The sequence below is a fragment of the Tardiphaga sp. 839_C3_N1_4 genome, from assembly GCF_051811045.1.
GTDB lineage: Bacteria > Pseudomonadota > Alphaproteobacteria > Rhizobiales > Xanthobacteraceae > Tardiphaga.
Genome location: NZ_JBPWQD010000001.1, coordinates 1,081,921 through 1,095,139, shown reverse-complemented (window position 1 = coordinate 1,095,139; position 13,219 = coordinate 1,081,921). Strand labels below are relative to the sequence as shown.

The window sequence follows — 13,219 nt, the reverse complement described above, 5'->3', positions numbered from 1 at the left end:
AGCTGTATACGAGGCATGATTATTGCATTCCTTTTGGGCTGACACACGGTTCAGCCCAAGGGAACGACATGTACAGCACCAACCGACGTGATTTCATCCGCCTGACGGCCATTGCCGCGGCGCTGTCCACGACCAGCATCAAGGCCTTCGCCGCCGACCGCGTGGTCAAGATCGGAACGCTGAAGCTCATTCACGGCGTCACGCCGTATTTCTACGAAAAATTCGCGCCGGATGGCGTCAAATTCGAGGTGATCCCGTTCGAAACCCCGACTGACGGCAAGAACGCCGTGGTCACCGGCACCGTCGATTTCGGCATCTTCGGTTTTGCTGCGGCGACGCTCGGCGGCGCCAATGGCGAGCCGGTCGTCGTGATCGCGTCTGCCTGCAATCGCGGCATGGCGGTCGTCGCCAAGAAGGATTCCGGGATCAATACGATCAAGGATCTGAAGGGCAAGAAAGTCGCGATCCTGCCGGGCTCGACCCAGGAAGTCGTGATCCTCGACCGGCTCTCCGCCGAAGGCATGACGGTGAAGGACGTGGAATCGGTGCGTCTGTCGTTCAGCGACATGGCGCCGGCGCTCGCCCGCGGCGACATCGACGCCTATGTGGGCGCCGAGCCCGGCCCGGGCATCAGCCTCGCCAATGGCGTCGGTCAGATCGTTGAATATCCCTACACCACGCCGACCGGTTCGCTGAACATGGTGCTGGCGACGCGCCGCGAACTGATCGAGAAAGACCCCGAACTCATCAAGGCGCTGCTCAAGACCCACCGCCTGGCCAGCGAATATGCCATGAAGGACCGCGAGGCCTTTATCGCCATCGCCATGCAGAAGCTCGGCCAGCAGAAGCCGTCGATCGAGAAGGCCGCCCCCAATGTGGAGCTGACCTGGAATATCGACGACCAGTTCATGAAGCAGGCGGAATATTACGGCGGCCAGATGCTGTCGAAGAAGCAGATCCGGCAGTTGCCGGACTACAAGACCTTCATCGACGCCAGCTTCGTGAAGGCGCTGGCGGCTACGTGAGCGCGTCGTGAGCCTGCAAAGCATGATGGACGATACGTCCAACAGGGTACAGCTTGTGCCGGCAGCGGAGACCCCGCCGGTGCCTGCGGCCGGGAAGGGCGTGCAGCGTGCGCGCACAGTCGCGCTCGCGCTGATCGTGCCGGTCTGCCTGATGGTGATTTGGGACGTCATGGTGCGCTGGACCGGCACGCGACTGGTGCCGTCGCCCTATGGCGTCGCCGTGATGATGTGGGATTTCGCTTTCGGCGGAATCTATGACGACGCCTACAGCGCCAGCCTGCCGATCCATTTCTGGAAAAGCGTGCAGCGTGTCTATGGCGGCTTTCTCTGTGCGGCGGCGATCGGCATTCCGCTCGGCCTGATGATCGGGCGCATGCCGTTGCTGCGCAAACTGCTTGACCCTACGCTGTCGCTGCTGCGACCAATCCCGGTGACGGCATGGCTGCCGCTGTCGATGATCTTCTTCGGCCTAGGTCCACGCGCGGCAATCTTCCTGGTGTTCCTCGGCGCGTTCTTCCCGATCCTGCTCAATACAGTGTTCGGCGTGCGCTCCGTCGATATCAGGTTGTTCGAAGCGGCGGAGATGCTCGGCTGCAGCGGCGCGCAGCAGTTCCGCTCCGTCGTCTTACCGGCAGCGCTGCCGAGCATCTTCAACGGCCTGCGTCTCGGTGCCGGCTTTGCCTGGATCCTCATTGTCGTAGGCGAGATGACCGGCGTGCCCGAAGGCCTCGGCGCGGTCATCATGGATGGCCGCACGCTGTCGCGCACCGATCTCGTGATCACCGGCATGATCATTATCGGCATCACCGGCTTCGTGTCGGATCGTATCCTGCTGATGCTCAGCAACTACTTCCTCCGGTGGAGCCCGCAGCACCATGCTTGATCGACCGACCACAATCGCGCCTGATATCCTCGCAGTGAGCAACGTGCAGAAATTCTACCAGGCCTCCAACGGCCCGGTCGAAGCATTGCGCGGCGTCAACCTCACGATCCGCAAGGGCGAATTCGTTTGCCTGCTCGGCGCGTCCGGCTGCGGCAAATCCACATTGCTGCGCATCGTCGCCGGTTTCGAGAAAGCGACTGAGGGCTCGGTCACCATGTACGGCTTTCCGGTCGACAAGCCGGGCCCGGATCGCGGCATGGTGTTTCAGGATTACGCGTTGTTTCCGTGGCTGACCGTGCGCGACAATATCGGCTTCGGCCCCAAGCATCGTCGTCTTGCCACCAAACTCGTGAACGAACTCACCGACAAGTTCATGGCCATGGTCGGACTGACCGCCTTTGCCGATCGCTATCCGCACCAGCTCTCCGGCGGCATGAAACAACGCGTCGCCATCGCGCGCGTGCTCAGCAACGACACCGACGTGCTGCTGATGGACGAGCCGTTCGGCGCGCTGGATGCGCTGACCCGCAGCAAGCTGCAGGAGGAACTCGTCGAGATCTGGCGCACCACCGGCCTTACCGTGATCTTCGTGACGCATTCGGTTGAGGAGGCCGTGATGTTGGCGGATCGCGTCATCGTGATGTCGGCGGGGCCGGGCCGGATCGATTGCGAGATCGAGGTCGACCTTCCGCGCCCGCGCGACGTCGCATCGCCCGAATTCAACGCGTTGCGGCGCGAGGTCACTCAGAAGCTCACCAGCCATATCGCCGGCAGTCGGGGCAAGGCGGCAGATTCCTGAATCTGGCTTCAAAATCGCGCGAATAAAATTCTCGCCTGAGGTCACCGGAGAGAATTTTCACCTGTGGGTCTTAGGCCCATCAGTCCCGCTGTCGTTATTTCCGAGTACCGCTTGTAACGCCTGCCGAACGGCATTCTCTAGGGTTAGAGAAGCCGAAAGCAATACGATATGGACGCGGTTCCCAGCATTATCGACAGAGTTAATTTGCTCGTTCCGGGCTTTGCGGAACGTGCGCCATTGCATGATCGTGCGGCAAGTTTTCCATTCGAGAATTTTCAGGAACTGTCCGGGGCGGGCCTGCTGGCGCTGCCGGTGCCAAAGGCCCTGGGCGGCGCGGGCGCCGGGGTGCGCGAGGCTGTGCGCGTCGTGAACGCAGTCGGCAAGGCCGATGCCGCGACCGCGCTTGTATTGGCGATGCACTATATCCACCATCTGGTCATCACGCGAAATGGCAATTGGCCTGCGCATCTGGCGCAGCGCGTGTCGCGCGACGCCGTGAATGGCTTGGCGCTGATCAACGCATTGCGCGTCGAGCCCGATCAGGGATCGCCATCGCGGGGCGGTCTGCCTCAAACCACAGCGAAGCGCACCGCCGACGGCTGGCGCATTACCGGCCGCAAGATCTATTCGACCGGGTCGCCGATCCTCAAATGGTACACTGTATGGGCGAAGACGGACGAGCCCGACGTGCGGGTCGGCGTCTTTCTGGTGCCGGCGGGTCTGCCGGGCACGGAGATCGTCGAGACCTGGGATCATCTTGGCCTCCGCGCCAGCGGCAGCCATGACGTCGTGTTCGACGACGTGCTCGTTCCGCTCGACAACGAGGTGGATCTGCGCCGTCCCGGCGAGTGGGGCGCGCCGGATGTGTCGCAGGCGACCACCCAGGCCGTGCTCGTCGGTGCGGTCTATGACGGCGTGGCGCGGGCGGCGCGTGACTGGCTGATCGACTTTCTCAAGACCCGCACGCCATCGAGTCTCGGCGCGCCGCTCGCAACGCTGCCGCGGGCGCAGGAGATCGTCGGCGGCATCGAGGCGAAGCTCGCGGTGAATGCGCGGCTGCTCGAGACCTTCGCACGGGATATCGATGACGGTGTTACGCTGACGCCAGTTGAGGCAAACATCCTCAAGCTCACCGTCACCAACAATGCCGTCGCCGTCGTTGAGGACGCGCTGTCGCTGACCAGCAATCACGGACTGACCCGCGCCAATCCGCTAGAGCGGCATTATCGCGACGTTCTGTGCGGCCGCGTGCACACGCCGCAAGACGACAGCACCAAGATTTCCGCCGGACGCATCGCGCTCGGCATCTGAACAACAGCAGGAAGTGGAGAGACCCATGTCCGTCGAATTCATCGGCTTCATCACCAATAATGACGCATCCGAAACCCGCGTCCGCTCCGGTCCGATCCTCGATCCCGCCTATATCGAGACCGTTGCGAAGGCGCATGAGCTCGCGGGCTTCGACCGCGCGCTGCTCGCCTTCCATTCGACCTCGCCGGACGGTCTGCAGGTCGCGCAGCATGCGCTCGGCGTGACCGAGAAGCTGAAGGTGATGATCGCACAGCGTCCAGGCTTTACCGCACCAACCGTCATCGCACGCCAGCTCGCCACCATCGAGAATTTCCACAACGGCCGCGTCTCGCTGCATGTCATCACCGGCGGCAATGCCAAGGAGCTGCGGCAGGACGGCAATACGCTTGACGACAAGGACGAGCGTTATGCCCGCACCGGCGAGTGGCTCGACATCATCAAGCAGGAATGGACGAGCGAGAAACCATTCGACTATGCCGGCAAATATTATCAGGTTGAGGGCGGCTTCTCGCAGGTGAAGCCGACCGTGCCGATCCACGTCTTCGTTGGCGGCGCGTCGGACGCGGCCATCGACGTGTCGGGCAAGCACGCCGACACCTTCGCGCTGTGGGGTGAATCCTACGCGCAGGTGCGTGACGTCACCGGCCGCGTGCGCGCCGCCGCCGCCAAATATGGGCGGCCGGCGCCGCGCTTCAGCCTGTCGGTGCGCCCGATCATCGCCGACACCGAGGAAAAAGCCTGGGCCAAGGCCGATGACATTCTCGCCCGCGCCACCGCGCTGCAGGACAAGACCGGCTATCGCAAGCCGGCCGATGGCCATGCCACCGCCGGCGCGAAGCGTCTGCTGGCGCTGGCCGAGCAGGGCACCCGCATCGACAAGCGGCTGTGGACGGAAATGGCGGCGCTCACCGGCGCGAACAGCAACACCACCGCGCTGGTCGGAACGCCCGAACAGGTCGCCGAAGTGTTCGCCGACTACTACGATCTCGGCGTCAGCCATTTCCTGATCCGCGGTTTCGATCCCTTGATCGACGCCATCGATTACGGCCGTGAACTGATCCCGCGCACCCGCGAACTGATTGCCGCGCGTGACGCCGCCAAGGGAGTTGTCGCAGCATGAAACGGCTCATCCTCGCCGCCGGCCTGATCCTCGCGGCCTTCGCATCTTCGGCGCATGCCGAGACGACGCTGATCGTCGGCGACCAGAAGGGAAATGCGCGCGCCGTGATGGAAGCATCCGGCGTGCTGAAGGACGTGCCTTACAAGATCGAGTGGAAGGAGTTCGCGGCGGCAGCACCGCTGCTGGAGGCGCTTGGCGCCGGTGCGCTCGATAGCGGGCTGGTCGGCGATGCGCCCTTTACGTTTGCCGCGGCGGCCAATGTGCCGGTCAAGGCCATCGGCGCGATCCGGCAGACCGGCGACGGTCTCGCCGTGCTGGTGCCGAAGGACTCGACGATCAAGAGCTTCGACGATCTGAAGGGCAAGAAGATCGCCACCGGCCGCGGCTCGATCGGGCATCAGCTCATTCTCGCCGCGCTGGAGCAGAAGGGCTGGACGGCGAACGATGTGCAGATTGTGTTCCTCGCTCCGTCGGACGCCAAGGTCGCTTATACCCGCGGCTCGGTCGATGCGTGGTCGACCTGGGAGCCCTATGTGAGCCAGGAAGAGGTGCTGTTCCAGTCGCGCGTTCTGCTCAATGCCGAGGGCCTGACATCGGGGCTGAGCTTCGTGGTGGCGACGCCGAATGCGATCCGCGACAAGCATGCTGAGCTCGAGGACTATCTCCGCCGCCTCACCGCAGCCCGCGCCTGGGCGCTGAACAACGCGGACGCCTACGCGCAGACCTGGGGCAAGCTGATGAACGTGGCGCCGTCGGTGCCGCTGAACTGGCTGACACGCGCCAAGATCAGGATCGCGCCGGTCGATGATGGCGTCGTCGCCGATGAGCAGAAGACGATCGATCTCTATCTGCGCAGCGGTCTGATCAAGCAGAAGCTCGACGCCGCCGTACTGGTGGACCGGTCGTTCAACGATGCGATTGGGAAGGGTGCGGGGTTGTAGCATCCCTCTGCACTCTCGACCGTCGTCCCCGCCTTCGCGGGGACGACGTGCTGAGGGGCCAGCGCTTCTCACATCCGTAAATCCACGTATTCCCGGTCTCCCTCCGTCGGCCCACCATCGCCCGGCAACGGAGACCAGCGCAGATGCATCACGGCGATATTTCATCCAGCAAGGACGCGGTCGGCGTCGCCGTCGTGAATTACAAGATGCCGCGGCTTCACACGAAGGCTGAGGTGTTGGCCAATGCGCAGAAGATCGCCGACATGATCGTTGGCATGAAGATCGGTCTGCCCGGCATGGATCTGGTGGTGTTCCCGGAATATTCGACCCAGGGCATCATGTATGACGAGAAGGAGATGTATGAGACCGCATCTCTGGTGCCCGGCGACGAGACGGAGATCTTTGCCGAGGCGTGCCGCAAGGCAAAAGTCTGGGGCGTGTTCTCGCTGACCGGCGAGCGGCACGAGCAGCATCCGCACAAGGCGCCGTACAACACGTTGATCCTGATGAACGACAAGGGTGAGATCGTTCAGAAATATCGCAAGATCATGCCGTGGGTACCCATCGAGGGCTGGTATCCCGGCAACTGCACTTATGTCTCCGAAGGACCGAAGGGCCTCAAGGTCTCGCTGATCATCTGTGACGACGGCAACTATCCCGAAATCTGGCGCGACTGCGCCATGAAGGGTGCCGAGCTGATCGTGCGCTGCCAGGGCTACATGTATCCGGCCAAGGATCAGCAGGTGCTGATGGCCAAGGCGATGGCCTGGGCCAACAACACTTATGTTGCCGTTGCCAATGCCTCAGGCTTCGACGGCGTCTATTCGTATTTCGGCCATTCGGCGATCATCGGTTTCGATGGCCGCACGCTCGGCGAATGCGGCGAGGAAGATTACGGCATTCAATATGCGGCACTGTCGAAATCGCTGATCCGCGACGCGCGCCGCACCGGGCAGTCGGAGAACCATCTCTTCAAGCTGCTGCATCGCGGCTACACCGGCACGATCAATTCCGGCGAAAGCAACAAGGGTGTCGCAGCGTGTCCGTTCGATTTCTATGCGAACTGGGTCAACAATCCCGACAAGGCGCGCGAGAATGTCGAGGCCTTCACGCGGACGACGGTCGGTGTCGAGGAATGCCCGATCGAGGGACTGCCGCATGAGGGGATGTTGAACGACAGGTAGTCCAACCTCGTCATTCCGGGGCGGCCGCGCACCTTGCGCGGACGAACCCGGAATCTGGGCATGTTCATCATCTCGACGTACCGGGCGGCAGAGAGGTGACTTCCATTTCGGGATTCCGGGTTCGCGTCCAGCAAGAGCCGGCCGCGCCCCGGAATGACAGTTCATTTCAAAGTACCGTCTTGAACGGCGCCACGTCGATGCCCGCCTTTTTCAATCCATCGCGCACATGGCGGCCGAGCTCCACGGCTCCCGGCGTGTCGCCGTGAATGCACACGGTGTCCATCTTCATCTTGATCACCTTGCCGGTGATCGAGATGACTTCGCCGGTCTGTGCCATCTTCACCACGCGATCAGCGACCATGACGGGATCGTGTAGCACCGCGCCGGGCTTCTTGCGCGAGACGAGATTGCCGTTGTCCTCATAGGCGCGGTCGGCGAACACTTCATGTGCCAACGGGAGTCCGGCGGCTTCGCCTGCGGTCACGAGCTTGGAATTCGCCAGCACCACGAAGGTCAGATTGCGGTCGACGGCTTTGATGCCGGCGGCGATGGCGCGCGCGGTCATGTCGTCCTCGCAGGCGACGTTGGAGATCGCGCCGTGCGCCTTCACGTGGGTGACCTTGTAGCCTTCCATGGCGGCGATCGCCTGCAAGGCGCCGATCTGGTAGGCGATCAGGTTTTCGATCTCGAGCGCGGTGAGGCCGACGATGGGGCGGCGGCCGAAGCCGTGCAGATCGCGATAGCCGGGATGGGCACCGATCCTGACATTGCGTGCCTTGGCGAGTTGCACGGTCTTGCGCATTACATCGGCGTCGCCGGCGTGATAACCGCAGGCGATGTTCACCGAGCTTGCGAGCTCGATCATCGCGGCGTCATTGCCCATCTCCCACATGCCGAAGCTTTCGCCGAGGTCGCAGTTGAGATCGATGGTCGCCATGGTCGTGCTCTTTCGTAAATAGGGTTCGAAATCAGTCTTGCGCGTCTGCCGGCTGCGGCGCCTGCCACGTCTCGACGTCGATCGCGCTGACTGCGGTGCCAGCGACATTGGCCGACAGCAGCGCCTTGATGTCCAGCATCAGGATGTTGGAATCATGGACACGGCCGGGCAGGCTCTGCAGCAGTTCGGCGAAGGCGCGGTATTCAGCCTGCGCTTCGGCCATGGAGATGGCCTTGAAGCGGAAAGCACGGCCCGGCTGGGTCTGGCCGAAGCGGCCGAGATCGGTCGAGATCACGGTCGCGATTTTCGGATAGCCGCCTGATGTGCCACGGTCGGGCATCAGCACGATGGGCTGGCCGTTGCCGGGTACCTGGATCGAGCCGTTCACGGTGCCGTCGGAGACGATGTTGTGGCCGTGCAGATGTTTGATCACGGGGCCTTCGAGGCGATAGCCCATGCGATCGCTGGTCGCCGAAATCTTCCAGTCGCTATTCAGGAACAGATCCTTGGCGTCACCGAATTCGTCGTCCTGAGGCCCAAGCACCACGCGGATTGGACCCTCGACCGGCGCGGGCAGGTCGATGCGCTTCTCGTTGGCGCTGCTGGCCGTCGCCACCGGCAATTCGTCGCCGGCCTGCAGCGGTCGCGGATAGGGACTGCCGAGACCGGCGCGGGCATTCACGGCCAGGCTGCCGAACATTGGCTCGCCGCGGATCCCGCCCTCGATGGCGAGATAGCCGAAGGTGCCGGCGCGGGCGACGCCGAGATTGAGGCTCTCGCCATCGGCCAGCGTGACGGATGTGTTGACGTTGAAGGGCGTGCCGGCGATATCGGCCGGCCGCGTTGCACCGGTGAGCGAAATCCGAACAGCGCCGCCTTTGGCGGTGAAGACCGAATTGAGCGGGCCGAGTTCGATGGTGGCTGCGAACAGCGTGTTGCCCAGCAGGGCATTGGCGGCGGCCATCGCCAGTCGATCGACGGCGCCCGATGGCACCAGGCCGTAGCGCTGGGCGCCGAACCGGCCGACATCCTGCACGGACGTGCCGGGGCTCACGGAAGTGACGATGAGCTTGCTCATGACGCGATCAGCTCCGCGACGAATGCACCGGCTTCGGCCGCGCGGTCCTGTTCGGCAAAGGTCTTCTCATCGACAGCCGCGAAGGTGATTGCGTCGCCGGGTTCAAGCAGGAAGATGGGATCGCGGCTGAGCTGATAGGTGCGCACGGCGGTCCGTCCGAGCAGATGCCAGCCGCTGGGGCCGGCGAGGCATTGCACGCCGGTCTGGATGCCGCCGATGGAGATCGTTCCGGGCGGTGTCAGCAGCCGGGGATTCTGCCGGCGTGACATCTGCATCGAACTCGGCAGCCCGCTGAGATAGGACCAGCCCGGGGTGAAGCCGATCATCGCCACTTTGTAGTCGCCGCCCACATGGCGCGCGACGACTTCGTCCGGTGTGATGTTCAGTGCCTTGGCGACGTCTTCGAGATCAATGCCGTTCTCGCCGCCATAGGCGACGGGGATGCGCCAGCGCCGGGCCGCCTTGGCTTCGGGGAGCGGCTGGAGTGCCAGTTCGGTCAGCTTCTCACCCAAAGCGTCGAAGCCGATCTGCAGCGGATCGTAATGCACCAGAAGGGAGCGATAGGTCGGCACGGTTTCGGTGACGGCAGCAAGGCCGGCCGACGCGACGAGTTTGTCGAGCGCCAGCACGCGGCGGTTGGCTTCCTCGTCGATGGTCCGGCTGAATTCGACGGTGATGGCAGCATCGCCTGACGGCAGAATGCGGGGCGGGGAGAGAGCTGCGACCATGGCCTCACAACGTCAGTATTGGACAACCATGCATAGCGCGTTTTACCAGCGAGTGGAATTCGCAATCTGAAAATAGCCGTGCATCTTCAATAAATTAATACGCATGTTGGCGATAAGCCGTACTGATCGCAGAGGTTTCATCACATTGCATGGCGCTTTGAAGCAGCAGCCCTTGACGCGCTGGCATTCCACCGCAAGATGCGCCGCCGTAAGTCCAACGTCCTGCATCCTCTGACCTGAAGAGCCCTGCGTATGTCCCTGACACCCGAAGCCATTGCCACCCTGTCGAAGGTCACCACCGCGACCATCACCACCGTTCTCCTGAAGAAGGGCCTGCGCAATGTCTGGCTGCGCGGCGCCCAGCCGCTGCGCCCCGGTCAGCCCCGTCTCGTCGGTCCGGCCTTCACCCTCCGTTTTGTGCCGGCGCGCGAGGATCTCGCCACTCCGGAATCGTGGTCGTCGCCGATCTCGACCCGTACCGCCATCGAAGCCATGCCGGAAGGTTGCATTGCTGTGGTCGATGCCATGGGCATCACCGATGCCGGCATCTTCGGCGACATCCTCTGCGCCCGCATGCAGAAGCGCGGCGTCGCTGCGCTGATCACCGACGGCGTGGTGCGTGACATCGAAGGCGTGCTCGGCACCAATCTGCCGGTCTGGTGCGACGGCTATGCCGCTCCGCCGTCGGTTGCCGGCCTGACCTTTGTCGGCTGGGGTGAACCGATCGGTTGCGGCGGCGTTGCCATCTTCCCGGACGACGTCATCGTCGCCGATCAGGACGGCGCTGTCGTGATCCCGAAGGCCTTCCTCGATCTCATCCTGGCCGAAGGCGCCGAGCAGGAGCGCATGGAAGCCTGGATCGTCAACGAAGTGAACAACGGCGCCACGCTGCCCGGCCTGTATCCGATGAATGCCGAGACCAAGGCGCGTTACGCCGCGTCGAAGAAGTAACCAACCAACTCAAATACCCTCGTCCTGAGGAGCGGCCGCTTGGCCGCGTCTCGAAGGGCGAGGGAGTGTTCATCCCTCATGGTTCGAGACGGCGCTGCGCGCCTCCTCACCATGAGGGCCAGAGATTGGAGACGGTGCCATGAAGCTTTTCCCCGCGGGTTCGCGCCCGACCAACAGGGCGCCAGAGGAATACTTCACGGGCACGGTCTGGCAGGACCCGGTCATTGTCGCCGAAGCGCCGGCGCGGCTGGTGACCTTCCGCGTCAGCTTTGAGCCGGGCGCGCGCACAGCCTGGCACACCCACCCGTTCGGGCAGACGCTCTACGTGATCGCAGGTGTCGGGCGCTTCCAGACCGAAGGCCAGCCAGTCGTTGAGATCAAGCCGGGCGACACCGTCTGGATTCCACCGGGCGAGAAGCACTGGCACGGCGCAGCACCGACCACCGGCATGACCCATATCGCGATGCAGGAAGCGCTCGACGGCAAGACCGCAGACTGGATGGAGAAGGTCAGCGACGAACAATATGCGAAGCCGGTCGGCTAGGACGGCCAGGTATCGCCGGGTACGGGGACGAGCGCTGGGTTCAAAAGTCCAGCGGCGCATTGTCCACCACCTCTTTCATAACGAAAAAGGTTCGGGTCTGACGGACGCCGGGCAGCGCGATGAGCTGCGTGCCGTGGATACGATTGAAATCGGCCATGTCGCCGACGCGGATTTTTAGGAAATAGTCGAAGTCGCCGGCGACCAGGTGGCAATCGAGAACGAATTTCAGTTTGGCCACCGCCTTTTCAAACACTGCAAAGCTTTCCGGCGTCGAGCGATCGAGCACGACACCGACCATGACCAGCGCGCCGCGGTTGACCTTCTCGGGCGCAATGATGGCACGTGTGTTCCTGATATAGCCTTCGTCAAACAGCTGCTGCGTGCGGCGATGACAGGTGGCGGGACTGACATTTACCTTCGCGGCCAGATCGGCATTGCTCAGGCGCCCGTCTTTCTGCAGCAAATGCAGCATGCGAAGTCCGATTTTATCCAGATTTTCTGCCATGAAAGAATCTTCCGAATTTTTGGAGTTTAATGCGCCTTACTTCCAGTTTGGATGGATATAGTACGATATATGTCAGATCACAGCCATATCTTTGAAAGCACCTTCCGCACCGAAAATGCTAGCTGTACCGCCAGTTTTCACGACAACAGGTGTCACATGCTCGAAGGCTTCGAACGCTACCCGCTCACCTTTGGACCCACCTATATCGAGAAGCTGGAGAAGCTCTCGGCCCATCTCGGCGGCAAGGTCGAACTCTACGCCAAGCGCGAGGACTGCAATTCCGGGCTGGCCTATGGCGGCAACAAGCTGCGCAAGCTCGAATACATCATCCCCGATGCCATCGCCTCGAACGCCGACACACTGGTGTCGATCGGCGGCGTACAGTCCAATCATACACGCATGGTCGCGGCCGTTGCGGCCAAGATCGGCATGAAGTGCCGGCTGGTACAGGAGAGCTGGGTGCCGCATGAGGACGCCGTCTACGACCGTGTCGGCAATATCATGCTCAGCCGGATCATGGGCGCGGATGTGCAGCTCGTCGACGAAGGCTTTGACATTGGCATCCGCCATAGCTGGGAAGAGGCGATCGAGGATGTGAAGGCCAAGGGCGGTAAACCCTACGCCATTCCGGCCGGTGCGTCCGTGCACAAATTCGGCGGTCTCGGTTATGTCGGCTTTGCCGAAGAAGTCCGGGCGCAAGAGAAGGAACTCGGCTTCGCGTTCGACTACATTGTCGTCTGCACCGTGACCGGCTCTACCCATGCAGGCATGCTGGTGGGCTTCGCCAAGGACGACCGCCAGCGCAGGGTGATTGGTATCGACGCATCTTTCACACCGGCTCAGACCAAGGCGCAGGTACTTGAGATCGCGCAGAACACTGCCAAGCTGGTCAAATTAGGCAAAGACCTCGTCGAGGATGATGTGGTGCTGATCGAGGACTACGCCTATCCCGTTTATGGCGTGCCATCGGAAGAGACCAAGGACGCCATCCGTCTCTGCGCGCGCCTTGAGGGGATGATCACCGACCCTGTCTATGAAGGGAAATCGATGCAGGGGATGATCGACCTCGTGCAGAAGGGTTACTTCCCTGAAGGATCCAAGGTGCTCTATGCACATCTCGGCGGCGCGCCGGCGCTGAATGGATATGGCTACGCGTTCCGTAATGGATAGTGCCGTCACATCGCGTGCGCCGGCTTGGTGTCCGGCGCGCCGA

Annotated in this window: 14 protein-coding genes; 10 read left to right on the top strand and 4 right to left on the bottom strand. The window is 62.6% G+C overall.

Annotated features, from left to right (window positions below):
• Positions 1-68 precede the first annotated feature (68 nt).
• The 7 genes from AB8A38_RS05575 (at position 69) to AB8A38_RS05545 (ending at position 7,263) form a co-directional block, all read left to right on the top strand.
• Complete coding sequence (locus AB8A38_RS05575) at positions 69-1,025, top strand: ABC transporter substrate-binding protein (protein ID WP_175369094.1); 957 nt, start codon at positions 69-71, stop codon at positions 1,023-1,025.
• 25 nt (positions 1,026-1,050) lie between these two features.
• A complete protein-coding gene (locus tag AB8A38_RS05570) occupies positions 1,051-1,908 on the top strand; it encodes an ABC transporter permease (protein WP_439088465.1) in 858 nt (285 codons plus the stop codon).
• Positions 1,901-2,707, top strand: a complete 807-nt coding sequence (locus AB8A38_RS05565; protein WP_439085280.1) for an ABC transporter ATP-binding protein — start codon at positions 1,901-1,903, stop codon at positions 2,705-2,707. Before AB8A38_RS05570 ends, AB8A38_RS05565 begins: the two co-directional genes overlap by 8 nt.
• Before the next feature lie 168 nt (positions 2,708-2,875).
• Complete coding sequence (locus tag AB8A38_RS05560; RefSeq protein ID WP_439085278.1) at positions 2,876-4,018, top strand: acyl-CoA dehydrogenase family protein; 1,143 nt, start codon at positions 2,876-2,878, stop codon at positions 4,016-4,018.
• Positions 4,019-4,043: 25 nt separating this feature from the next.
• Positions 4,044-5,138, top strand: a complete 1,095-nt coding sequence (locus tag AB8A38_RS05555; RefSeq protein WP_315841997.1) for an LLM class flavin-dependent oxidoreductase — start codon at positions 4,044-4,046, stop codon at positions 5,136-5,138.
• Entirely contained in the window at positions 5,135-6,079 is a 945-nt protein-coding gene (locus AB8A38_RS05550) for an ABC transporter substrate-binding protein (protein WP_315841998.1), read from the top strand. Before AB8A38_RS05555 ends, AB8A38_RS05550 begins: the two co-directional genes overlap by 4 nt.
• Positions 6,080-6,222: 143 nt before the next feature.
• A complete protein-coding gene (locus AB8A38_RS05545; protein WP_315841999.1) occupies positions 6,223-7,263 on the top strand; it encodes an aliphatic amidase in 1,041 nt (346 codons plus the stop codon).
• Between the two features lie 166 nt (positions 7,264-7,429).
• Here the strand turns inward: AB8A38_RS05545 and AB8A38_RS05540 are convergent, their stop codons facing one another.
• From AB8A38_RS05540 to pxpB, 3 genes are read right to left on the bottom strand one after another with little or no spacing between them, the layout of a single operon-like run.
• A complete protein-coding gene (locus tag AB8A38_RS05540; RefSeq protein ID WP_315842000.1) occupies positions 7,430-8,200 on the bottom strand; it encodes a LamB/YcsF family protein in 771 nt (256 codons plus the stop codon).
• Between the two features lie 31 nt (positions 8,201-8,231).
• A complete protein-coding gene (locus tag AB8A38_RS05535) occupies positions 8,232-9,278 on the bottom strand; it encodes a biotin-dependent carboxyltransferase family protein (RefSeq protein WP_315842001.1) in 1,047 nt (348 codons plus the stop codon).
• Positions 9,275-10,006 (bottom strand): 5-oxoprolinase subunit PxpB, encoded by a 732-nt coding sequence (gene pxpB, locus AB8A38_RS05530; protein WP_315842002.1) that lies wholly within the window; start codon positions 10,004-10,006, stop codon positions 9,275-9,277. Before pxpB ends, AB8A38_RS05535 begins: the two co-directional genes overlap by 4 nt.
• 252 nt (positions 10,007-10,258) lie before the next feature.
• Between pxpB and AB8A38_RS05525 the strand changes: the two genes are divergently transcribed.
• Positions 10,259-10,957, top strand: coding sequence for a ribonuclease activity regulator RraA (locus AB8A38_RS05525; RefSeq protein WP_439085277.1), 699 nt, complete (start codon positions 10,259-10,261; stop codon positions 10,955-10,957).
• A gap of 139 nt (positions 10,958-11,096) precedes the next feature.
• A complete protein-coding gene (locus AB8A38_RS05520) occupies positions 11,097-11,501 on the top strand; it encodes a (R)-mandelonitrile lyase (protein WP_439085276.1) in 405 nt (134 codons plus the stop codon).
• A 40-nt stretch (positions 11,502-11,541) separates the two neighbouring features.
• On the opposite strand, the gene AB8A38_RS05515 is transcribed toward AB8A38_RS05520, so the two are convergent.
• Positions 11,542-12,006, bottom strand: a complete 465-nt coding sequence (locus AB8A38_RS05515) for an Lrp/AsnC family transcriptional regulator (protein WP_089264361.1) — start codon at positions 12,004-12,006, stop codon at positions 11,542-11,544.
• Between the two features lie 156 nt (positions 12,007-12,162).
• Between AB8A38_RS05515 and AB8A38_RS05510 the strand changes: the two genes are divergently transcribed.
• Positions 12,163-13,176, top strand: coding sequence for a 1-aminocyclopropane-1-carboxylate deaminase (locus AB8A38_RS05510; protein WP_068731723.1), 1,014 nt, complete (start codon positions 12,163-12,165; stop codon positions 13,174-13,176).
• Positions 13,177-13,219 lie beyond the last annotated feature (43 nt).